This is a genomic window from Nonlabens spongiae (assembly GCF_002117125.1).
In the GTDB taxonomy this organism is placed as follows: domain Bacteria; phylum Bacteroidota; class Bacteroidia; order Flavobacteriales; family Flavobacteriaceae; genus Nonlabens; species Nonlabens spongiae.
This window is the reverse complement of sequence record NZ_CP019344.1, coordinates 118646-141138: the sequence shown is the minus strand read 5'-3', so window position 1 is coordinate 141138 and position 22493 is coordinate 118646. Positions and strand designations below refer to the sequence as shown.

Genomic DNA, 22493 nt, shown 5'->3' with positions numbered 1-22493 from the left:
TTCAAGTTTTCTGCTTTTTCTTTTTGGCAGCTGGGAACAAAATATTGTTCAAGATCAGTCGGTAGCCAGGTGAATTAGGATGCAGACTCAACTCCGTAGGTGGATCACCTACTCTATGCTGGTAGTCTTCTGGATCATGGCCGCCGTAGAAGGTGAAAAAACCTTTTCCTCTTATACCGTGGATGTATTTTGCTTCTCCATTAGTTTTATTCTCTCCCAGAACCAGTACATTTTTCTTGACTTCGGGACGGTTAAAACTGGTTGTTTGTCCCATGAAACCCTTGACAAGTGAGGTATGGTTCTGATTTAACATGGTGGGAATAGGATCCCATTTTGCACTGAAATCCATCAAAGAGAAATAATCCAGTTCTTTCTTAATTTTTCTTTTTGCAGTCATATCGATGGAACTGAACTCATAAACCATAGGAGATCGTTCCAACAAAAAGTCAGTAAATGCAAAGGTTTTACTATAGTCAATTTTGTTTTGATAACCAGCCTCACTGGGATCTCCATCAAACATGGCTTCTTGAATATCCACGCCCTCTGCGGCGAGCGCAATATCAAAACTATCTGTCGCGCTGCACATGGCAAACATAAAACCGCCACCCACCACATAGTCTCTTATTTTGAGTGCCACGGCTCGTTTAGCCTCGCTCACTTTATCGTAACCTAGACTAGCGGCAAGTTCTTCAGCCTCCTTTTTTTCTTGAATGTACCAGGGCGCAGAACGGAAATTGCGGTAAAACTTACCATACTGACCTGTAAAATCCTCATGATGCAGGTGTAACCAATCGTAGAGCAACAACTCATCGTTCAGAACTTCGGTATCATAGACTTTTGTATACGGAATTTCAGCATAGGTTAAAACCATCGTAACCGCGTCGTCCCAAGGCGATTTACCCGTGGGCGTGTAAACGGCAATTTTAGGCGCTTTTTCCAGCAATACCTCTTGCATGTTTTGCGATGGGCTGGAGATAAGCTCAAGAATACCAGAGACTTCTGCATCACTCAACTCCTCATAACTCACTCCCCTTATGATCAGTTCCTTCTTTATCTCCTCCACATTAGGCAGGAGAAATGAGCCACCACGATAATTGAGTAGCCATTTCACTTTAGTTCCCTTGCTCAACACCCAGTAAGAAACCCCATAAGCTTTGAGGTGGTCTGTTTGAGATTCATGATCCATGGGAACCAGAATATATTGCGCTGAGCCCATGAATCCGCAAAGGAGAAAAATCACTAAAAATCTAAGCATAAATCAAATATAAAGAGTTGCAACTTATATCTTCATATATGTTCAAGGTTCATGCCTAAATATCGAGGTTGTGCAGTTTTCAGAACGGATCGTTTTGGGTGGTGTTGTTTATTATCTCGCTTTCGCGAAAGCGGTACATTACAAAGCATCTTTGTCAAAAAAGTATTAGAATAATTACTCAGGATACTCGATGCGTAGGTGGTAGATGCTAGCCAGTTTTTTCTTTACTACTGCCTTGATGGTCTCGATTTGCTTGAAGGTAATATCAGCATTCAGAAATTGATCGTTGCTCACCTGCTTGCTTACAATGTTGTCAACAAGATTGTTGATGAGAATTGCCGTAGGTTTGGGAAGGCTTTTTGAAGCTGCCTCCACACTATCAGAAATCATCAAAATAGCCGTTTCCAGACTGAACGGTCGCGGGCCTTTGTACTGAAAAAGCTTTTTAGGAACCTCAGGATCTTGCTCTTTTGCCTGTTTATAGAAATAGTACACCGTGCTGTCGCCGTGGTGGGTTCTGATAAAATCGATAATACGGTCTGGCAGATTGTTCTTGCGAGCGATTTCAATGCCATCAATCACGTGATTTACGATGATTTGAGCACTTTCTTCAGGATCCATATCATCATGAGGATTCACTCCACTGGTCTGATTCTCCACAAAATAGGTAGGGTTTTTCATTTTACCGATGTCGTGGTAAAGTGCTCCTACCCGCACCAGCATAGCATTTGCTCCGACTTCATTGGCAACTGTTTCTGCGATATTAGCAACATTGAGCGAGTGGTGAAAAGTTCCTGGCGCTTTGTCTGCTAGTTTTTTAAGCAATTTACTGTTGGTATCACTCAATTCTAACAAGGATACATCACTCACGAGACCAAAAATGCGCTCATAAACATAGATCAGTGGCCATACAAACAATAGTGCCAAACTTGACAAACCGAAATAAGCAACTTGAGTCCAATCCCAACCTAAGATTCCTCCTTGATTGATGGCATAGAATGCTGTGTAAGAAACAAGATAGACTAATAAGATCTGACCTACTGTAATGAAGAGGTTAGCTCGTTTGTAGATTTCAGATCCTGAGAGGATGGTAACGATACCAGCCATCATTTGAAGGAAGAGATACTGAGCGCTATTGGGGACGATAAAGCTGAGAACGAAGATGGTGATCACATGCGTAAAAAGCCCCAATCTGGAATCAAAAAATGCTTTGATAATCAAGGGCAGCATACAAACCGGAACGATGTATAAATAATCGTCCTGAAACTTTACCACCATGGAAGTGAGTAGTATAAAAAATAGTACGTTGAAGTATACGAAAGCGAGTTTCCTGAAGTCGAGATAGATCTGGTACCGGTATTTATGAATGAACAGCAACAACATGATCATCGCCATAGCAACCAAAATAAAGTAACCGAGCAGCTTCCAACCGTATTGTGATTCTGTCCAGGTTTGAGCTTGGTAAAGGTCGTTTAAGGTCTTGAGTTTTTGCAGCTTGTCGCCCTCTACTATTTCGCCTTGAGCGATAATCCTAGCATTACGAGATACCAAGCCTTTTGTGGGAATTATGTTTTCTAACTCATCTTCAATGTTGAGCTCAGTAAGTTCTTCATTATAGATAATATCACCTCTAATGATTCCCAGAAGCTGTCTTTTTAAAATAGGCTGGATCGAATCTGGCTGAGTATTAAAAGCCCTATTGAGTTTTTTATTGAGTTCTGCTGGTAAGATTAGACCTCCATAAGTTGCTGTCACCACCTCGTTGCCATCGTCAATATACACAGGATGAGAATCCTCAAGGGCCAAGGGATTTTCTAGAAAACCATTTTTGTAAATGGATTCTAAAAGTGAGATACCATTTCTACCTACACCCGAATTATTTGGTATAATACTATCTATGATTAATTGCTCGATCCTAGAGCTCCACTCGTTTTTCACTAATTTAGAAAGCTCTTTATCCTTTTTAAAATACCTAGGAGTGGATTGCTTGATTTCCTTTTGAGCTTTCTTTATCTCTTCATCGCTTTTTTTAATAGGAAAAGAAAATGGAGCGTATAGGGTTTCATATTCCCAAGGTTGTCCCTGCTCAAACTCATAGGTAAACCGATTGCTTTTTGGGAAAAAGTAGATTACAAAAGCTGTGCAGAATATCAAGAGAGATATGCGCGCTATCCACTGGGTTGTAATCTGATTATCCTTTAAAAACGAAAGCATTCTACAAATAAACGAATCAATCCTTAAAATCTTCCATAAAATACAGGACAGCTTATGTATTTACTGATTTTAAAACAACGGCGAAAACGTTATTTTTGCTGGATAAACAATTATATGAAAAAAGTAGCCATAGTATCATACGCCCGTACACCCATAGGAAGTTTCATGGGGTCACTTTCAAATATATCTGCAGTTAAGCTCGGCTCCATCGCGACGGAAGGGGCTCTTAAAAAAATTGACCTTGACCCAAAGGAAGTTCAAGAAGTTTTTATGGGTCATGTGGTACAGGCTAATACTGGTCAGGCTCCAGCACGACAAGCCGCACTAGGCGCTGGAATGAGTGAGGACACGCCTTGTACAACCATCAATAAAGTTTGTGCCAGTGGTATGAAGTCAGTAATGATGGCGGCACAGAGCATAGCACTAGGTCAGCAACAGGTTGTTGTAGCCGGTGGTATGGAAAACATGAGCTCGATCCCTCACTATTTACATTTAAGAAACGGTAAGAAATTTGGCCCTGACACTATGGTGGACGGTATGCAGCGCGATGGACTGGTTGATGCTTATAATCAACAAGCCATGGGAGTATGTGCAGACCAGTGTGCCATAGACCACAATTTTTCCAGAGAAGATCAAGATGCATTTGCGATCCAATCCTATCAGAGATCTACAGCTGCGTGGGACGCGGGTAAATTTGATAAGGAAGTAGTTCCTGTTTCAATCCCGCAAAGACGTGGTGAACCTATCGTTATGAGTAAAGACGAGGAATTCTCAAATGTAAAAATGGATAAGATTCCAGCTTTGAGACCTGCGTTTACAAAAGATGGTACGGTGACCGCTGCAAACGCTTCAACTATTAATGACGGAGCGGCAGCTTTAGTCTTAATGTCAGAAGAAAAAGCTAAAGAATTGGGACTCGACATTATTGCTTACATTAAAGGATATGGAGATGCAGCTACTAAGCCAGTCGACTTTACGATAGCTCCAGCTAAAGCTCTTCCTGTAGCATTGAAAAATGCTGGAGTAGCGATTGAAGATGTGGATTATTTTGAATTTAATGAAGCGTTTTCGGTCGTTGGTCTTGCCAACACAAAACTTCTCGGACTAAAAGACGATAATATTAACATTTATGGCGGTGCTGTAAGTTTGGGACATCCACTAGGTTGTAGTGGTGCTCGTATTCTTTGTACCTTGTTGAGTGTCATGACTCAAGAAGGTGGGAAATTAGGTGCTGCAGCCATTTGCAATGGAGGTGGCGGTGCTAGTGCAATGGTATTAGAAAGACCAGCTTAAATATATGAGATACGGAGTCTCACCTACTTCCATAACTCCCATGAGGAGTGAATGTAGTGATGCCTCAGAAATGGTGTCTCAATTACTCTATGGTGAAACGTTTAAGATTATTGACACCAGAAAGAACTGGTTTCTCATAAGGTTGCATCATGATTTATATGAGGGCTGGGTAGACAAAAAAATGGTTCTTGAGATTGATGAAAAAGATTTTCAAAACCTTAATAATTCGTCCATATCTTATAGTGAAGATATCCTGACTCCAGTGGCTCATAGCAATGAGAGTCTTTCACATATCAGCTACGGTTCCAGAATCTCGTCTGCTGTGTTTTTAGGTGATACATTTATACATAAGTCTAGAAACCAGTCTGCTTTCGCGAAAGCGGGAATAGTCAAAGACGCTCTATGCTTGTTAAATGCACCATACTTATGGGGAGGCAGGACACCGTTTGGTATCGATTGTAGTGGTTTCACGCAACTCATCTATCGCATGAATGGGAAGGAAATCAAGCGTGATGCCAGTCAGCAGGCGGAAGCGGGAGATTCTCTCAGTTTTGTTGAAGAAGCGGAAGAAGGTGATCTAGCATTTTTTGACAACGCTGAAGGCATTATTACTCATGTGGGAATCATTATGGCCAATAACTATATCATTCATGCTCATGGCAAGGTGCGAGTGGATCGAATTGATCAAACGGGCATATATAACGAGCAGCTCAATTATCACTCGCATAAACTAAGAGTTATTAAATCGCTCTAGACCGTTGCTCCCATTAACATCAACTGGAAACAAAAAAAGCTTCTAGAACTAATCTAGAAGCTTTTTTGTTTTTGATTATCCTATGCTCATCTACATCTTAGCTTTGATCGCCTCAGCTTTTTCAGTCATTTCAAAAACACCGTATAAACTTACCATAGTAGGGAGAATATTCTTATCATCTGGTTTAAGCTCATGAGCTCTTTCTAAATGAGACAAAGCTTCCTTATACAATACTTGCTGTTCTTTTGCAGTAGTTTCTTCTAAGTTACCTTTTTCTAAATAAGCATTACTCAAATTAACATGAGCTGCATAGCTATCCTCTTTCAATTCAAGACTAGAAGTATAATATTGAATAGCATTGTCATAATCCTTTGATTTAAAGGCGGCACTTGCTAGATTATTATAAACTTGAGGATCAGTAATATCATTACCTCTATTTGCAATGGCTTTTTTATATTCCTCTGTCATGCCTAGGGTATTGTAAATATCTGGAGTGACAATTTTCAATGAGGCGTCTTCAGGAAATCTTTGTTGCGCTTTTTCAAATACAAATTTCGCTTTTTGCATCTGGTCATCATTTTTATATAACCAAACCAAATTGTTTACGATTGTACCAAGTTTAGAAGGCGCTTTATCTTCACGTAAATCAGTGTGGGATTTCGCTGTGCTAATAGCTACTTCTGCCAATTTTTTAGACGGAAAAACCTCTTCTTGACCTGTTGATTTGTTTTTAGCATAAAAGGTTACGGTCTCACCAGTGTAACCAGCATCAAATAACTCTTGAAATTTCTTTCTGGCAGCATCAAAATCAGAAACTTGGTAAGAGAGCTGGGCTGAAGTAAACAACATATCTTTATTACTGTTGTCTGCTTCATAGATATCCTCAACGATTACGATCGCTTCTTCAGTTTTCCCAGATTGTAATTTTGAATTGACAATCTGAATTTTTTGAGAATTGATCGCGTTTTCTACCATTGCCATTAACTGTTTGTCCTCATAGCCGGCAGCCTTTGATTCAGCAATAAGATTTTCAGCCATCTGGATATCTTCGTAAGTAGGCTTTTTATCTCCTACAACCCCAGATACCACAGCAGCTTTATAAAACTTATACTGACCACTATATTTATCCTCAACTTCACTTTCTTCTATGCTATTGAAAATTTCAAGAGCTTCAGTCATCTGACCATACTGAACCGCCTTCTCAATTTTTCTCAACTCACGTTTTTGAGCACTTACCATAAGTGTCATGGCTATAAACAGTGCTGAAAAAGTATATTTCATGTTTATCATTTTTAATTATTCTTCACTATCATCTGCAGGAACCGCGCCATCTTTGTTTTGGTCATCTACGATGATGTCTCCGTTTTCATCGATTTCATCTGCGTCTGCATCATTTACGACTTTTGCAACAGCGGCAATAGAATCATTGCCTTTGAGATTTATTAAGCGAACTCCCTGAGTGGCACGTCCCATAACTCTTAAATCTGCAACATTGATTCTTATGGCAACACCTGATTTGTTAATGATCATAAGACCATCTTTATCAGTAACATTCTTCAGAGCTACCAGACCACCGGTTTTTTCAGTGACAGAAATCGTTTTAACTCCTTTTCCTCCACGGTTGGTCTCACGATAATCTTCTAAGCTCGAGCGTTTACCGTAACCTTTCTCACTGACCACTAGAATATTAGAGTCCATATCATTTACAGACACCATACCGATCACCTCATCATTCTCATCTGCTAGTTTGATTCCTCGCACACCGCTGGCATTACGACCCATAGGTCGAGTCTTAGACTCGTCAAAACGAATGGCTTTACCACTCTTTGCACCTAACATTACATGGCTATCACCAGTAGTCAATTTTGCTTCAAGAAGCATATCACCATCGCGCACGGTAATCGCATTAATACCATTTGTCCTAGGGCGTGAATATTGCTCAAGCGAGGTCTTCTTCACAACACCCTTCTTAGTACACATAATGACATAATGGCTGTTGATGTATTCTTCATCTTTAATATCTTGAGTACAAATAACCGCCTTAACGTTGTCATCTTGCTCAATGTTGATCAAGTTCTGAATTGCACGACCTTTTGAAGTACGACTACCTTCTGGAATCTCATAAACTCGCATCCAGAAACATTTTCCTTTCTCCGTAAAGAATAGCATGTACTGGTGGTTCGTACCCACAAACAAATCTTCTAAGAAGTCTTCATCTCGGGTAGTACTGGCCTTCTGACCTACTCCTCCTCTATTTTGAGTTTTATATTCAGAAAGACTGGTACGCTTGATATACCCTGCATGAGAAATAGTGATAACTACCTGCTCATCTGGAATCATGTCTTCAATACTCAAGTCACCGCCGGCATATTCAATATGAGAACGACGCTCATCCCCATATTTATCCTTCATCTCTTGAAGTTCCTCCTTGATAATCGCCATCCTACGCTCCTTTCTGGCAAGAATGTCTTTTAAATCTTCTATCGTTTTGAGAAGTTCTTCATACTCCGTTCTCAGTTTATCTTGCTCAAGACCGGTGAGCTGTCTCAATCGCATTTCCACGATTGCTCGGGCTTGAATTTCAGACAAATCAAATCGTTCGATCAACTTCTCACGGGCTTCTTCTCCATTCTTACTGGATCTAATCAAGGCGATAACTTCATCAATATTATCACTTGCGATGATCAAGCCTTCTAAAATGTGGGCACGCTCTTCTGCCTTGCGCAATTCATAGGTCGTCCTACGAGTTACTACATCGTGTCTATGTTCCACAAAATGGTGAATCATTTCCTTGATGTTCAGCAATTGCGGCCTTCCTTTTACCAGCGCAATATTGTTGACGCTAAAACTGGATTGCAGCGCCGTGTGCTTATACAGCTTATTGATAATGATGTTAGGAATGGCATCACGCTTTAAAACGTAAACGATACGCATCCCCTTACGGTCAGATTCATCCCTGATTGACGCAATTCCTTCCAGTTTCTTATCATTGATCAAATCAGCTGTTTTCTTGATCATGTCAGCTTTGTTGACCTGATAAGGCAGCTCATCTACAATTAGACACTCTCTTCCCTTCACCTCTTCGATTCTGACTCGACCGCGTATCTTAACACGACCACGGCCGGTATGCATGGCATCCTTCACGCCATCGTAACCGTAAATAATACCACCTGTCGGAAAATCAGGTGCTTTGATGTGTTGAATCAATTCGTCAATCTCGATATCGTGGTTGTCGATATAAGCTATAGTACCATCCACTACCTCGCTCAGGTTGTGCGGCGGCATATTAGTCGCCATACCCACAGCGATACCACTGGCTCCGTTGACTAATAAATTAGGAATTTTAGTAGGTAAAACAGTAGGTTCAGATAGCGTATCGTCAAAGTTGAGCTGAGTATCTACCGTTTCCTTGTCTATGTCAGCCAGCATTTCTTCAGAGATCTTGCGCATGCGCGCCTCTGTGTAACGCATTGCTGCAGGCGGGTCTCCGTCGACACTACCGAAGTTACCCTGGCCATCAACCATCATGTATCGCAATGACCACTCTTGGGCCATGCGCACCATGGTATCATAAACTGAGGTATCACCGTGCGGGTGGTACTTACCTAAAACCTCACCCACGATTCTTGCACTTTTCTTATAACTTCTATTTGAAAGGACACCTAGCTCATACATACCGTACAGTACGCGTCTGTGAACCGGCTTTAAACCATCCCTCACATCTGGCAGCGCACGTGACACTATGACTGACATCGAGTAATCGATGTACGCTGACTTCATTTCATCCTCGATATTGATCGGGATTAACTTCTCTCCATCTGCCATCTAAAATCAGATTTATTGATATAAAATTTTAACAGAAAGCAATTTACTGAAATCGCCAGTATTTACGCAGCTTTATGCTGTTTATCACATTGTTTTTATTAACATTTTTCAACATGTACTGTGGATAAATTCAATCTCGGGCGGTATGTGTGACTACAAGGACTTTTTTGAGCACGCTTTCGCGAAAGCGAGAACACTATTATCATCATTTTATATACGGAATGCTTTTTGAATGTTTACCTTTATTACGTTATTAGAAAGAAAGAAACATGGATGATAATTTTTCACCAAGAGTAAAGGATGTGATCGCCTACAGCAAGGAAGAAGCGCTGAGGCTGGGTCACGACTTCATAGGAACTGAACATTTAATGCTGGGAGTACTGAGAGATGGAGACGGTAAGGCTATCGATATTTTGAATCAATTATCAGTTGATCTGGATAATTTGAGACGCAAAGTAGAGATTTTGAGTCCGGCTAACCCTAACCCTCAAAATCTCATCAACGAGAAGAAAAACCTGCACCTTACGCGACAGGCAGAGCGCGCATTAAAAACTACTTTTTTAGAAGCTAAGCTTTTTCAGAGCACTTCAATCAACACGGCTCACCTCTTATTATGTATTCTTAGAAATGAAAATGATCCTACTACCAAGCTTCTCAATAAGCTAAATGTAGATTATGACAATTCTAAAGAGCAATTCAAGGCCATGATTTCCAGCGATGATAATTATGGTGAGGATCAACCGCTAGCGCAATCCTTTAGTGAAGAGGAAGGAGATGCTGGAAAAGACGGAGGCAAGGAAAATCTCTTCGGCGGATCTGGAGATAAAAAAACCAATAAAAAATCAAAAACTCCGGTCTTGGATAATTTTGGTAGAGACCTCACACGCATGGCTGAGGATGACAAACTCGATCCAGTAGTGGGAAGAAATGAGGAGATACAAAGAGTATCGCAGATTTTGAGCCGTCGTAAAAAGAACAATCCACTGCTAATAGGAGAGCCAGGTGTGGGTAAAAGTGCTATTGCTGAGGGTCTCGCATTGCGTATCGTTCAGCGCAAGGTTTCTCGCATGCTATTTGACAAGCGGGTCATTACACTTGATCTCGCTAGCCTAGTTGCTGGTACTAAATACCGCGGTCAGTTTGAAGAGCGCATGAAAGCTGTTATGAACGAGCTTGAAAAGAATGATGACATTATTCTTTTTATAGATGAGATCCACACGATCGTGGGAGCTGGTGGGGCTGCAGGCTCCTTAGATGCATCAAATATGTTTAAACCTGCGCTTGCTCGTGGTGAAATTCAATGCATAGGCGCCACAACCCTAGATGAGTATAGAAACAGTATTGAGAAGGATGGTGCTCTGGAACGTAGATTCCAAAAAGTGATAGTGGAGCCTACATCAGTTGAGGAAACAATTGCGATTCTTAATAATGTTAAGGCTAAGTATGAAGATCACCACAATGTGGAATATACACAAGAGGCGATTGAGGCTTGTGTAAAATTGACTAATCGATATTTAACCGATCGTTTCTTACCAGATAAGGCGATTGATGCACTCGATGAAGCCGGATCTCGCATCCACATCACCAACATAGAAGTGCCCGATCAGATTGTTGAAATCGAGAAAAGACTGGAAGAAGTCAAGATCGAGAAAAACAATGTGGTTAAAAAACAGAAATATGAGCAGGCCGCAAAACTGAGAGACGACGAGAAGAAGCTGGAACAGCAACTTGCCGAAGCTCAAGCGGAATGGGAAGAGGCGTCTAAACTTCACAAGGACACGGTAACAGAAGAAAACGTTGCTGAAGTCGTGAGCATGATGTCTGGAATTCCAGTGAGCCGTATTGCCACTAAAGAACTCAAGAAATTGAGCAACCTCGGTGACATTATAGGTGATAAAGTAATAGGTCAAGAACCTGCCGTGAAGCAAGTTGTTAAAGCTATACAACGTAACCGCGCTGGATTGAAAGATCCCAACAAGCCCATCGGTTCCTTCATCTTTTTAGGTCAAACTGGTGTGGGTAAGACTCAACTCGCTAAGATTCTCGCTAGCGAACTGTTTGATTCTGAGAATTCGCTCATAAGAATTGACATGAGTGAATACATGGAGAAATTTGCAATCTCAAGATTAATAGGAGCACCTCCTGGATACGTAGGATATGAAGAAGGTGGTCAACTTACAGAAAAGGTACGCAGAAAACCTTATTCAGTAATACTATTAGATGAAATTGAGAAAGCGCATCCAGATGTATTCAACATGCTTTTACAGGTTTTAGATGATGGTTATTTAACCGATAGCCTAGGTCGCAAAATTGATTTCAGGAATACGGTAATTATTATGACATCAAATGTGGGTGCGAGAAAATTAAAGGACTTTGGTTCTGGTGTAGGTTTTGGTACTGCTGCAAGAAAAAGTGCTGCAGGAGAAAATGCTCGAGGCGTAATCGAGTCTGCTTTGAAGAAAACCTTTGCTCCTGAATTCTTGAATCGTATCGATGATGTGATTGTTTTCAACGCACTTGAGCGTGAGGACATACACAAAATCATCGATATTGAGCTTGAGAAACTTTTTGCTCGAATCAAAGACTTAGGATATAACCTCACACTTACCGATAAAGCTAAAGATTATATCGCTGATAAAGGTTTTGACCAGCAATATGGTGCGAGGCCACTCAAAAGAGCTATCCAAAAGTATATAGAAGACGCTCTTGCAGGGGAAATTGTAAATAGTCAATTACACGAGGGTGACTCAATTCATATGGATCTGGATGAAAACAGCAATGAACTCAAGATCGATATCAAAAAAGGGTCTGAAACATCGCAAGAAAGTTAATTACAATTCTTGCTTCAATAAAAAAGGAGAGCTGGTGAGCTCTCCTTTTTTATTGCTTTAGAAGTTATGTTTTATTCTATAACGATTTTCAAGCTTTCCTTTGTGTCACCATCAGTCAATTCCAGTACATAGAGTCCTGAGGAAATGTGACTAGGAAGATTCACATCTTGAGAAGTCTGCGCGGTCATGTTTTGAGCATAAACCTGTCGACCACTCAAATCATATAGATTTAATTGAGAAGAACTTCTTGAAAACAGAGAAGATGTAATGGTAAAAGATCCTAAAGATGGATTAGGATAAACTTTAAATGAGTCTATTTGAGCAAAAGATTCTGAACTCAACGCTCTCACTTCAGTAGAACAAATCTCAACAGACCATGTATTCCAAGTTCCTAAATCACCTGGCGCTGCATCACCCATTACCATAGTCCAGTTACCTTGAGCATCACTTCCCACTAGAGGATCTATAGGTTGTGCGGGTACGTAAGTTCCTGTCGTACTGTTATTACAATCAAATGGAGATCCTTGATCGTCAAACGTGACCATAAGATCATCTGTGTCATTACACTGAAGATTGAACAATCTCGATGTTACCCCATCAGGATTAGTCACTTCTACAATCAAATCACCTATATAGGTATGATTAATATCTACTGAAACGTTTACATCTGTAGATATTACTGATGGGCCTACTGTTATAACATTAGCAACTCCTTGAATGTTTTGGCCATTGACACGATCAGGTATGGCAATATTTACCGCCCCAGAATCATAAGTATTACAGGTAGTGATCACCTCAGCATTGATACTGAAATCGGTTTGATTAACGTTAAAGAAAATATTATCTACACTTTCAACCATTATTCTACAAAACGGCGCAACGATGTTACTGGGTACCGTTATAGATTCTGAGCCATCATTAGGAGTATTGGCAGCTAGAACGGTATCAAAATTAGCTCCACCATCTGTAGATAATAGAATATTTACTAATGAAGAATTGATAGGAGCTGAATCAGTATTTGCCACATCCCAAGTAATGGTTTCTTGAGCACCTGGCAGCCAAATAGTTCCCGATGCGTTTTGAGAGGTTACTAAAAAAGGTCCCGCCGCCGTTACACTGATCAGTTGCTTTGTATCAACTGCGGTTTGCCCTCCCCTAGCGTCATTGTCTCTTACCGTAAGTCTGTAATTAATGGCACGAGTGACCTCAGGTAATTTTTCCCACTCTGTAGAATTTCCACCACTTGCTACTACATCTTCAAGTCTGGGTATATAACGTGTAGGGGAAAGTGTTCCTTCAAAAGATCTGACCAAAGGTCCAGTTGTACTATTCCCATCAGGTAATCCAGAAGGTCCTAAATCATATTGCTCCCAGGTGTAGGTATGCAAAGCCGTTCCCTGTGGGTCTGTAGAACTACCTGTTAGACGATAAGGTGTTCCTACAGGTATTGTAAAATTCGCTCCAGCTTCAGCTGTGGGAGGGTCGTTTGAAATTGTCAATTCTGTTGAACAGAAGCCACCTTGATTTACAAAGCTCCAGATCTCCCTCAAACTTGCCTGATGAAAGTAAGCATCAGAATTGGGTCGTACATTTTGAGGTGCACAAATTCCCGCATAGGCCATGATCGTAGATCCACTTCCAGGTTCATAAGCTGTTGAGCCACTCCTGTTCCCTCCTTGACAACTACCAGTATTACCATTGAAAGTGTGTCTTGCTCCAAATTGATGACCAAATTCATGCGCTACAAAATCAATATCAAAAGGATCTCCCACAGGGTCTGGCCTGCCAGTAACACCTTGCGCTTTACGCTGGCTATTACAAACGCTACCTAAACTAGCTAGACCTCCACCACCTGTAGTAAAAATGTGACCTACATCATAATTAGCAGAGCCTATTACGTTATCGATCAGAGTTTGATTTTGATCGATAACAATTCCCGCGCTGTTGTTATTCAAATTGTCGGTGTCTAGAAATATAATCTGATCGTTGTTTGCTACTAGTATTAATTCAATTGCGAGATCCCTCTCATAGATACTATTCACCCGAGCGAGCGTAACATTAATAGCTGCCAAGACCGCCGCTAGACGATCAGCATCTGGTGAGGCGACAGTCAAGCCTGCTTGTAAGAATTGAAATCTGGAATATTCAACTGTGGCACTAATCGCCGTTCGATAGGTCCTTAATTGACTGTCATTTGCATTTAATACGGTAGTCTGCGGTTGTGTCGACCTTTGAGACAATCCATCGTCCTCCCAGTGACATACTGCATTATCTCCTCGGGAAGTCAAACTTTCCACGCTATATAATCTGTAAAAACTTCCAGCCTTGTCTATAGGGTCAATATATTGTAGACCATTTTCAATGGATTGAATTACAGCGTGAAAAGAGAAGGGACTTATATTGATTCTAACGACATCACCTCTACCGTCTTTACTAGTACCTTTATAACTTCTAATAGAAGAGAATCTATTTTGCAATGCATCTTCCATCACGCTAGATTCTTTAATTAGAAATATCTTTTCCCCAGCAACGGTAGGTAGTTTAAGTTCCACGGGATTTGAATCTTGATCTAAGCCATTAGCAAACTCCAGTTGCTGCGCCATTCCAGACAAGTCCAGGATAAATTGCTGGAATTTTACTGGCTCTGATTTAGTTATCCTAAGATCTTGCTGATCAATTTGAATCTGGGACGGGAACCATAACTGTTTTATTTGTGCGTTTATCGTAATTGACGCTAAAAGCAAGGTTCCAAAAATTAACTTTTTAAACATTTAGAGGAATTTGCCGCCTAAAATACGGTAATCTCCTATTTTCGGTAGCAATTTTAAGAATTTCGCTTTCGCGAAAGCGAAACTCTCGATAAAGCACTACATTTATTTGAACAAATTGAAATTAATGCGTTTTTTACTTATATTCTGGCTTCTCGTGACCTTTACTTATTCTTGTTCTAGTTTGAACATCAAACAGCCCCAGGTCATGAATTGTCCTAGCTCTGGAATCTGTAAAACAGAGGTGTTAGAAAATGAGCGATACATATTAAAGAGGGATCAATTCAGTAAAAGTTATGTAGAACTTCAACAGCAAGAAGGTGCTCGCCAGCTGAAAATACTTTTTGACCAAAACCAAGACCCATCCATCGCTGATTCTCCCTACCGTGAGGAATATTTCTTGCCTCTAACGGTGATAGAAAACCAAATCACGGCTCAAAAAAGCACTTTTAAGATTAATTTGTTATACGGGAGAATAGGTAACTATCGCGGTCAGGATTTGTACCACGTTAAAGATGATGTACTGGTGAGCATCAAAAAACAAGACGGAAAAACCTATCTCAATCTAACTTTAAATCAACCTGAACTTAAACTGAATGAGCTTACCGTGCTACTTGATTGATTAATATTGATTTGAGCTCAATAAAATCAACGTACACGCAACATCAACCTCGATTCCTGCATCACCCAATATTTTGTAAAACTCAGGATTCTCCGTTCCCGGATTAAAAATAACTCGTGAAGGATTCAAGGAAAGTATGTAATCGTAAAACGGTTCTTGTCTCGTGGGATTGAGATAGAGCGTTACGGTATGAATGTTTTTATAAGGAACATTTTCTGTATCGATTTCAACATCCAGAACGCTGCCTTCTCGCAATCCTACCGCTACGGTTTCAACATTATTCTGTCGCAACCGCCTGATTGCCATATTAGAATATCTTACTTCTTTTAACGACGCTCCTAAAACGAGGGTTTTCTTAGACATTTAGCATTTTTACTGTAACAATTTGATAAAGGTATCGTCTTTTTAATAGAGAGAGGTAAGTTCTCATGATTTATTTGATTGATCTAAGTTTTTATGAAAAAGAAAAACCTTACCACAATCGTATTTTCATAATTAATGGTTAGTGTTATGATACGATTTAGAAATCCCAGGCTTGCAGGCTTGGGATTTTGTTTTGCAAAAGGTTCATTTACGGACTACAAAATGATTATAAATTCAATTGCATCTACAGTAGAATTGATCCCATTTCAAAAGTCGCGACAGCGAGTATGGTTTGCTTAATTTTGCAGCATGTCAAAACGTAGGAGAAGAGCCCAAAAAACATTTCTAAACGTCCCAGTAGTAGATGCTGGTTCTAGAGGAAAGAGTGTCGCAAAAACCGAGAACGGCGAAGTCATCTTTCTGACTGATGCGGTACCCGGTGATGTGGTGGATATACAGACTTTCAAAAAGAAGAAATCTTTTTACGAGGGCAAGGTTACCAATTACATTAAGAAGTCAGAGCGCAGAACAGAGCCTGTATGTAAACACTTTGGCGTTTGCGGTGGCTGCAAGTGGCAGCACATGGCTTATGAACATCAACTGCATTTCAAACAGAAGGAAGTCTCTGAAAATCTGAGACGTATAGGCCATCTAGACCTTCCAGAAATCACTCCTATCGCTGGTTCTGAAAACACGTACCATTATCGCAATAAGATGGAGTTCAGCTTTTCGGCTAACAGATGGCTCACGCTGGAAGAGATTCAAAGCGATCGTGAAATTGAGAACAAAAACGCGCTGGGTTTTCATATTCCGGGAATGTGGGACAAGATCCTTCATCTGGATGAGTGTCACCTTCACCCTGAAATTGGAGAGCGTATTAGGCTGGGAGTTCACGCTTTCGCGAAAGCGGAAAACCTACCCTACTTTAACCCTAGAACCAAAGAGGGCATGCTACGTACCTTGATGTTGCGCATGAGTTCGACAGGCGAAAACATGGTGGTGATTCAATTTTTTGAAGACCGCCCAGAGGATCGAGAAAAACTGCTGGAACATCTAAAGAATGAGTTTCCTGAAATTACCTCTTTGCAGTACATCATTAACGAGAAAGCAAACGACACCATTTACGATCAAGATGTCGTACTCTATCACGGCAGGGATCACATTTTTGAAGAAATGGAAGGACTCCAATTCAAAATCAGCGCAAAAAGTTTTTATCAAACCAACAGTTTACAAGCCTATGAGCTTTATAAAATCACGAGAGATTTTGCAGGGTTGACAGGAGAAGAGCTCGTTTACGATTTATATACAGGAACAGGAACCATCGCTCAGTTTGTAGCTAAAAAAGCTAAGAAAGTCGTAGGAATAGAAGCCATTCCAGTAGCCATAGAAGATGCGATCAGCAACGCAAAACATAACAAAATAGACAATTGCGCGTTTGTGGATGGAGACATGAAAAATGTTTTCACCGCTGATTTTATCAATCAACATGGCGCTCCTGATATAATCATCACAGATCCTCCTCGCGATGGTATGCACAAAGATGTCGTTGCAGAAATCTTGCGACTAGAGACACCACGCATAGTTTATGTGAGTTGTAACAGTGCGACACAAGCCCGTGATCTAGAGATTTTGGCAGAAAAATACGAGATACAAAAAGTGCAACCAGTAGATATGTTCCCGCAAACACATCACGTAGAAAATGTGGTTTTACTGCAACTTAAAAATTAGATTTGTGTCCAAGTTGCCTTCACCCGTTCCGATGAATAAATTACTGTTTTTTACTCTTTTTGTTTTTCTCCTCGCTTCCAGCGGTTGCGAGCGCGATGATCTTTGTACACCAGATCAAGAAACCTCATCCAGAATGGTTGTTGTGTTCAAAGATTTTTTGAACCCTGATACGGTAAAACCGGTTGAAAATTTAAGAGTGAGGGTTTTAGGAGCTTCGGAATATGCACCACTGGATTTTGAGGGCAGCACTTCACTTGAAATGGCCGATACTGTTTACATTCCACTACGAAATTTTGATGACCAGACCATTTACGATTTCGAAACCGATAATGAGGAAGACGGCTTCAATATAGACCGGCTCAATTTTTCCTACACGAGACAAGATGAATTTGTAAGCAGAGCCTGCGGTTTCAAAGTGAATTATAATGACCTACAAGCAAGTCGTCAACAAGAAATTCCTAATCAACCTTGGATTATTGAAACAGAGGTTATAGACAGTACCGTTAACAATAGAAATGAAGTGCATGTTGAGATTTTTCACTAGTCTTTTAATCTTATCGGGAATGAGTCTCTGTAGTGCGCAACAAGAAGTAGAGCAACCCGTAGACAGCTTACGCACTCAGAAAAAATACGGTTTGCGCGTGGGTATAGATGCAGCAAGCCTAGCCCGCACCGTGCTGGATGATCGTTATACCGGATTTCAAATCATGGGTGATTATCGCTTTACTGATGACATCTATTTTGCAGCAGAACTAGGTAATGAAACTTTTGATGAAAGTTACGAGCGCGTTGATTTTGAAACCAATGGTAGTTTTCTAAAAGCGGGTATCGATTATAATTTTTACGATAATTGGCTGGAAATGGATAACATGATCTATGCGGGAGCAAGACTAGGTTATGCAAACATGAGCCAGACTCTGAAACGATACAGCTACAACACAGATAATACTTACCTGCCATCAAGAGATGTCTTTACCAACCAAGAAACTACCGGGTTGAGTGCGGTATGGTTTGAATTACATGCCGGGATTAAAGTAGAGGTATTAAATAACCTCTATCTCGTGGCAAACATACAGTTGCGCAGAATGATTACGGAAACCATTCCAGACGGCTTCGACAACCTCTACGTTCCCGGTTTTGGTAGGACTTATGACAATGGAAATGTGGGTTCGGGTTACTCTTACGGAATCTTGTACCGCATTCCACTTTATAAAAAGTAAATCGATCAATTTATGGAACAACAAAACTACTCAAACAATAATCCGTTTAATCAAGGTGAATACAGACCCTGGGGAACCGGTGAAGATCAATTCTGTATGTTTCTTCACCTTTCAGTGTTTGCTGGATATATAATCCCCTTTGGTGGAATTGTTCTCCCCTTGGTAATGTGGTTGACTCAGAGAGACATGAGTTCTAAAATAGATGCTCATGGTAAAATGGTAATCAACTTCATGATTTCCAGCTTTATATATTGCCTCATAGGTATTATAACGGCGTGTTTCCTTGTAGGATATTTTATTATACTCGCTGTGGTGATTTGCAGCGTTATTTTTTCGGTAATTGGAGCGGTTAGAGCTTCTGAAGGGAGGCTGTATCATTATCCATTAACTATTCCTTTTATAACTTAGATAATTCAAAATATTGCAACAAAAAAGGGCTGGTTTTCACCAGCCCTTTGATATCTACTCTAAACAAGACTATTCTTCTTCGCTAATGCTATCCAGCATATCATTTTTATGAATAATGTTATACCACTGAACGATTTTCTTAATGTCACTGGCATAAACGCGGTCGCGATCGTATTCAGGGAGGACTTCCTCAAAGTAATTCTGAAGCTCTTCTTTACTCGATTTATGATTTATGGAAGCACCGTTGTCTTCTTTTTTGGCGATATTTTGAAAAACCTGTTTCAAAGGCACCTCACCCGTCATGGTATAGATGGAAATATCCTTCAAGACACTCACATTGTGATTCATACCTACGATAGAAGTGCGATCGTCAAGTAAAGATTTAACAACAAAACCGCTTTTGGCTTTGGTTTTTAGAACGTAAAGACCGGGTTTGCCGGTGATGGAAAGAATGTTTCCCAAACTCATATTTTTCTTTTTAAGCGTGGCCAAATATAAGGTAAGACCGATAAGTTAAAGAATCTATCTGCGACCTTTTAATTCTGGGAATTTCATGCGGTAATCTACTTTAACCTTGCCCTTGGAGATATTGTTCAAGCGGCTTTTGATCAAGCGTTTTTTTAAACTGGTGAGGTGATCTGTAAATAAAATGCCCTCGATATGATCGTACTCGTGTTGAATTACGCGAGCTTGTAATCCGTCATAGGTTTCGGTGTACTCATTAAAATCGGCATCGTAATATTTAATGGTGATCTTTTCATTTCTAAAAACGTCTTCCCTCACATTAGGAATACTTAAACAGCCCTCGTTAAATGCCCACTCATCGCCTTCTTCTTCTAAGATGATAGCGTTTATGAAAACCTTTTTAAATCCGTCCAATTCTTTTTGCTCCTTTTCAGAGAGCTCATCATCTTGTGAGAATGGTGTTGTATCAACAAGAAACAACCTTATGGGAAGACCTATTTGTGGCGCGGCAAGACCTACACCAGAGGCATCTTCCATGGTTTCCCACATATTTTCAATCAACTCATCCAGATTGGGGTAATCTTGAGGGATTTCAGTGGCTTTTTTTCTCAAAACGGGATCACCGTATGCGACTATAGGTAGAATCATTGGGGGTTTATTCAAATTCTTTTTCGGTCTAGATAACTCTGTAAAATTATGGTTGCGGCAATCTCATCAACCAGTGCCTTGTTGCGGCGTTGCTTTTTCTTCAACCCGCTATCGATCATGGTTTGGAACGCCATTTTAGAGGTAAAACGTTCATCGACTCTCTCAATCACAAGGTTGGGGTATTTGAGTTGTAACGCTTTCGCGAAAGCGTCAATCACACTTCCCAACTCACTTGCGGTATAATCCATCTGTTTAGGTTCTCCTATAACGATGGTCTCGACATTTTCCTTTTGCAGGTAATCTTCCAAAAACTTCTGAAGATCGCGAGTGGACACCGTGGTGAGACCGGATGCAATCATTTGCAGCTCGTCAGTCACGGCTATGCCGGTTCTTTTCTTGCCGTAATCTATAGAAAGGATGCGCGCCATAAAGTGCGCAAAAATAAGCAATTCCAGCCGCTATTAAGAACCGATCTTCTTACGGAAATGTCAATAGTGGTTCTAGAGAAATCTTTTCTAATCTAGCTAGCAAGAAAATCTTCCCATTCTTTAAATTTCTCCTCGTCCATCACTTTTTCCATTTTTACCTGACCTCCTTTTTTCTTTTGGTGATCGTTCCAGTCTGAAAAGCGAGACGGATCTATTTTGTGGACCTGGACACCTTTCAGAGCCTTTGATCTTGCGACTGAATAATTTTTATTGGCATCTTTCAGAGATTGATCAAGTGCATCAGCAAGTTCTTCTTCACTAGTGTTTGTATCTGTACCTAGATACCAGACGTGATGGAAATCACCGTCGATCTTCTTGGCACAGACCGTAAATTCCTTAATCGTCGTGTCAAATTTTTGCTGTAGCTCTGTAATGGCCGTCTCCATCTTTAAAACGGAAAGCTGGCTCCCAACTACGTTGAGAAAGAATTTTGTGCGGCCGGTAATCTTGATTTCCGCACGTTCTTTATCGGTAAACTTTATGGTGTCTCCTATTAGATAACGCCAGGCACCCGCTACCGTAGAGATAATCAGAGCGTAGTCTTTTTCTTCTTCAACATCGTTAAGGGTCAATACAGGTGCACCATCTGCAATGCTTCCATCTTGATTTACGAAGTTTGGTTCAAAGGGGACAAACTCAAAATAAATACCACCATCTGTAAGCAATTGCATAGCGTCAGTCTCTGGTCGTTGCTGCGCTGCGAGAAAACCTTCACTGGCGAGATAAGTGTCTACCACGTGTACTTTTTTTGAGAACAATTTTTCAAAACTGGATCGGTACGGCTCAAAGGCCACGCCTCCCGATGTATAAACCATCAGATTAGGCCAGATATCGTGAATGGATTCCAGATCGTTGTATTCGATCACCTTTTTCAGCATCAACTCGAGCCAAGATGGGATCCCACTGAGCATGCCTATATCCCAGTTCTTAGCTTCTTCTGCAATGCGCTGTACGCGCTCATCCCAGTCTTCAATGGAGGATATCTCCTTACCCGGTCGGTAAAACGAGTCTAGAAATTCTGGAATGTTACTGGCAGAAATCCCACTGATCTCCCCTATCGTGAATCCATCTTTTTCATCCAGATCTGTAGAACTTCCCAAAGCTAAAACCTCACTCTCAAAAACCTCATCAGGCAGATCAAAATGTGTCAAGGCACTAACTTGTCTGGTCCCAGCCGACTTGATCGCGTCGATCATCTCGTCAGTAACGGGAATGGTCTTGGACTTTTTGCCGGTCGTACCGCTGGAACGAGCGAGAAAGTTTGGCAGTCCGGGCCAGGTAATGTCTGGTTTTCCCGTTTTCATTTGCTCCCACCATTCCTCGTTCATCTTGTGATAATCGTGAAAAGGTACCGCTTTCGCGAAAGCGGACTCTATATCATCACTTTTCAAAACGGAATCAAAACCGTAATACAGACCAAAACTGGTATCCTTTGCGCGTTCCAACAGATGTTTCAACACCTTTTCTTGCGCTTGAACGTGATCTGTGGTAGTGGTGAATCGGTCGTGAATATTGAGTGCGGTCTTGACGAGTGGTCCCAGTAATGCCATGCTTGGAATTTTGAGACTAAAGTAATTTCATACAAGCCAAAGAGTAGTTAATAATGTGGTA

Annotated in this window: 18 protein-coding genes; 8 read left to right on the top strand and 10 right to left on the bottom strand. The window is 40.8% G+C overall.

The window, feature by feature from the left end; all coding sequences use genetic code 11:
* Nucleotide 1: 1 nt before the first annotated feature.
* Together BST97_RS00640 and BST97_RS00635 are read right to left on the bottom strand one after the other, a co-directional pair.
* A complete protein-coding gene (locus tag BST97_RS00640) occupies nucleotides 2–1186 on the bottom strand; it encodes an asparagine synthetase B (RefSeq protein WP_085768097.1) in 1185 nt (394 codons plus the stop codon).
* A gap of 243 nt (nucleotides 1187–1429) precedes the next feature.
* Nucleotides 1430–3469, bottom strand: a complete 2040-nt coding sequence (locus BST97_RS00635; protein ID WP_085765430.1) for an HD family phosphohydrolase — start codon at nucleotides 3467–3469, stop codon at nucleotides 1430–1432.
* A 114-nt stretch (nucleotides 3470–3583) separates the two neighbouring features.
* Between BST97_RS00635 and BST97_RS00630 the strand changes: the two genes are divergently transcribed.
* Together BST97_RS00630 and BST97_RS00625 are read left to right on the top strand one after the other, a co-directional pair.
* A complete protein-coding gene (locus BST97_RS00630) occupies nucleotides 3584–4762 on the top strand; it encodes an acetyl-CoA C-acyltransferase (protein ID WP_085765429.1) in 1179 nt (392 codons plus the stop codon).
* Between the two features lie 4 nt (nucleotides 4763–4766).
* Nucleotides 4767–5516 (top strand): C40 family peptidase, encoded by a 750-nt coding sequence (locus tag BST97_RS00625; protein WP_085765428.1) that lies wholly within the window; start codon nucleotides 4767–4769, stop codon nucleotides 5514–5516.
* Between the two features lie 90 nt (nucleotides 5517–5606).
* Here BST97_RS00625 and BST97_RS00620 read toward each other — a convergent pair whose 3' ends face one another.
* Complete coding sequence (locus BST97_RS00620) at nucleotides 5607–6797, bottom strand: tetratricopeptide repeat protein (protein WP_169711509.1); 1191 nt, start codon at nucleotides 6795–6797, stop codon at nucleotides 5607–5609.
* Nucleotides 6798–6812: 15 nt separating this feature from the next.
* Nucleotides 6813–9341 carry a DNA gyrase subunit A gene (gyrA, locus tag BST97_RS00615; protein WP_085765426.1) on the bottom strand — a complete coding sequence of 843 codons (2529 nt, stop codon included), beginning with the start codon at nucleotides 9339–9341 and terminating at the stop codon, nucleotides 6813–6815.
* Nucleotides 9342–9610: 269 nt separating this feature from the next.
* Here gyrA and BST97_RS00610 point away from each other — a divergent pair, with 269 nt between their 5' ends.
* Nucleotides 9611–12172 carry an ATP-dependent Clp protease ATP-binding subunit gene (locus BST97_RS00610; RefSeq protein WP_085765425.1) on the top strand — a complete coding sequence of 854 codons (2562 nt, stop codon included), beginning with the start codon at nucleotides 9611–9613 and terminating at the stop codon, nucleotides 12170–12172.
* A gap of 71 nt (nucleotides 12173–12243) precedes the next feature.
* On the opposite strand, the gene BST97_RS00605 is transcribed toward BST97_RS00610, so the two are convergent.
* On the bottom strand, nucleotides 12244–14943 hold the full coding sequence (locus BST97_RS00605; RefSeq protein WP_085765424.1) for a reprolysin-like metallopeptidase: 2700 nt from the start codon (nucleotides 14941–14943) through the stop codon (nucleotides 12244–12246).
* 124 nt (nucleotides 14944–15067) lie between these two features.
* Here BST97_RS00605 and BST97_RS00600 point away from each other — a divergent pair, with 124 nt between their 5' ends.
* Nucleotides 15068–15562 carry a hypothetical protein gene (locus BST97_RS00600; RefSeq protein WP_157111363.1) on the top strand — a complete coding sequence of 165 codons (495 nt, stop codon included), beginning with the start codon at nucleotides 15068–15070 and terminating at the stop codon, nucleotides 15560–15562.
* Here the strand turns inward: BST97_RS00600 and BST97_RS00595 are convergent, their stop codons facing one another.
* The gene (locus BST97_RS00595; RefSeq protein ID WP_085765422.1) at nucleotides 15563–15925 is read right to left on the bottom strand and encodes a CoA-binding protein; all 363 of its coding nucleotides are present in this window, start codon (nucleotides 15923–15925) and stop codon (nucleotides 15563–15565) included. It abuts the gene before it with no gap.
* A 309-nt stretch (nucleotides 15926–16234) separates the two neighbouring features.
* On the opposite strand from BST97_RS00595, the gene rlmD reads away from it, so the two are divergent.
* From rlmD to BST97_RS00575, 4 genes are read left to right on the top strand one after another with little or no spacing between them, the layout of a single operon-like run.
* Complete coding sequence (rlmD, locus tag BST97_RS00590; RefSeq protein ID WP_085765421.1) at nucleotides 16235–17653, top strand: 23S rRNA (uracil(1939)-C(5))-methyltransferase RlmD; 1419 nt, start codon at nucleotides 16235–16237, stop codon at nucleotides 17651–17653.
* 4 nt (nucleotides 17654–17657) lie between these two features.
* Nucleotides 17658–18197 (top strand): DUF6452 family protein, encoded by a 540-nt coding sequence (locus BST97_RS00585; protein WP_157111362.1) that lies wholly within the window; start codon nucleotides 17658–17660, stop codon nucleotides 18195–18197.
* Nucleotides 18198–18216: 19 nt separating this feature from the next.
* Nucleotides 18217–18873 carry a DUF6048 family protein gene (locus BST97_RS00580; RefSeq protein WP_245833614.1) on the top strand — a complete coding sequence of 219 codons (657 nt, stop codon included), beginning with the start codon at nucleotides 18217–18219 and terminating at the stop codon, nucleotides 18871–18873.
* Nucleotides 18874–18885: 12 nt separating this feature from the next.
* Entirely contained in the window at nucleotides 18886–19281 is a 396-nt protein-coding gene (locus BST97_RS00575) for a DUF4870 domain-containing protein (protein WP_085765418.1), read from the top strand.
* Between the two features lie 69 nt (nucleotides 19282–19350).
* Here the strand turns inward: BST97_RS00575 and BST97_RS00570 are convergent, their stop codons facing one another.
* From BST97_RS00570 to BST97_RS00555, 4 genes are all read right to left on the bottom strand, one after another.
* Nucleotides 19351–19749, bottom strand: coding sequence for a DUF5606 family protein (locus tag BST97_RS00570; protein WP_085768096.1), 399 nt, complete (start codon nucleotides 19747–19749; stop codon nucleotides 19351–19353).
* 54 nt (nucleotides 19750–19803) lie between these two features.
* Nucleotides 19804–20394, bottom strand: coding sequence for a peptide deformylase (gene def / locus BST97_RS00565; RefSeq protein WP_085765417.1), 591 nt, complete (start codon nucleotides 20392–20394; stop codon nucleotides 19804–19806).
* 11 nt (nucleotides 20395–20405) lie between these two features.
* Entirely contained in the window at nucleotides 20406–20822 is a 417-nt protein-coding gene (ruvX, locus tag BST97_RS00560) for a Holliday junction resolvase RuvX (RefSeq protein ID WP_085765416.1), read from the bottom strand.
* A 92-nt stretch (nucleotides 20823–20914) separates the two neighbouring features.
* Nucleotides 20915–22432: a GH3 family domain-containing protein gene (locus BST97_RS00555; protein ID WP_085765415.1), complete on the bottom strand. Its 1518-nt coding sequence runs from the start codon at nucleotides 22430–22432 to the stop codon at nucleotides 20915–20917.
* Between the last annotated feature and the right edge of the window lie 61 nt (nucleotides 22433–22493).

Coding starts and splice junctions, on each gene's coding strand:
- BST97_RS00640 (WP_085768097.1), bottom strand. CDS start 1,186: ATGGATCATGAATCTCAAACAGACCACCTCAAAGCTTATGGGGTTTCT.
- BST97_RS00635 (WP_085765430.1), bottom strand. CDS start 3,469: ATGCTTTCGTTTTTAAAGGATAATCAGATTACAACCCAGTGGATAGCG.
- BST97_RS00630 (WP_085765429.1), top strand. CDS start 3,584: ATGAAAAAAGTAGCCATAGTATCATACGCCCGTACACCCATAGGAAGT.
- BST97_RS00625 (WP_085765428.1), top strand. CDS start 4,767: ATGAGATACGGAGTCTCACCTACTTCCATAACTCCCATGAGGAGTGAA.
- BST97_RS00620 (WP_169711509.1), bottom strand. CDS start 6,797: ATGAAATATACTTTTTCAGCACTGTTTATAGCCATGACACTTATGGTA.
- gyrA (WP_085765426.1), bottom strand. CDS start 9,341: ATGGCAGATGGAGAGAAGTTAATCCCGATCAATATCGAGGATGAAATG.
- BST97_RS00610 (WP_085765425.1), top strand. CDS start 9,611: ATGGATGATAATTTTTCACCAAGAGTAAAGGATGTGATCGCCTACAGC.
- BST97_RS00605 (WP_085765424.1), bottom strand. CDS start 14,943: ATGTTTAAAAAGTTAATTTTTGGAACCTTGCTTTTAGCGTCAATTACG.
- BST97_RS00600 (WP_157111363.1), top strand. CDS start 15,068: ATGCGTTTTTTACTTATATTCTGGCTTCTCGTGACCTTTACTTATTCT.
- BST97_RS00595 (WP_085765422.1), bottom strand. CDS start 15,925: ATGTCTAAGAAAACCCTCGTTTTAGGAGCGTCGTTAAAAGAAGTAAGA.
- rlmD (WP_085765421.1), top strand. CDS start 16,235: ATGTCAAAACGTAGGAGAAGAGCCCAAAAAACATTTCTAAACGTCCCA.
- BST97_RS00580 (WP_245833614.1), top strand. CDS start 18,217: ATGAGTCTCTGTAGTGCGCAACAAGAAGTAGAGCAACCCGTAGACAGC.
- BST97_RS00575 (WP_085765418.1), top strand. CDS start 18,886: ATGGAACAACAAAACTACTCAAACAATAATCCGTTTAATCAAGGTGAA.
- BST97_RS00570 (WP_085768096.1), bottom strand. CDS start 19,749: ATGAGTTTGGGAAACATTCTTTCCATCACCGGCAAACCCGGTCTTTAC.
- def (WP_085765417.1), bottom strand. CDS start 20,394: ATGATTCTACCTATAGTCGCATACGGTGATCCCGTTTTGAGAAAAAAA.
- ruvX (WP_085765416.1), bottom strand. CDS start 20,822: ATGGCGCGCATCCTTTCTATAGATTACGGCAAGAAAAGAACCGGCATA.
- BST97_RS00555 (WP_085765415.1), bottom strand. CDS start 22,432: ATGGCATTACTGGGACCACTCGTCAAGACCGCACTCAATATTCACGAC.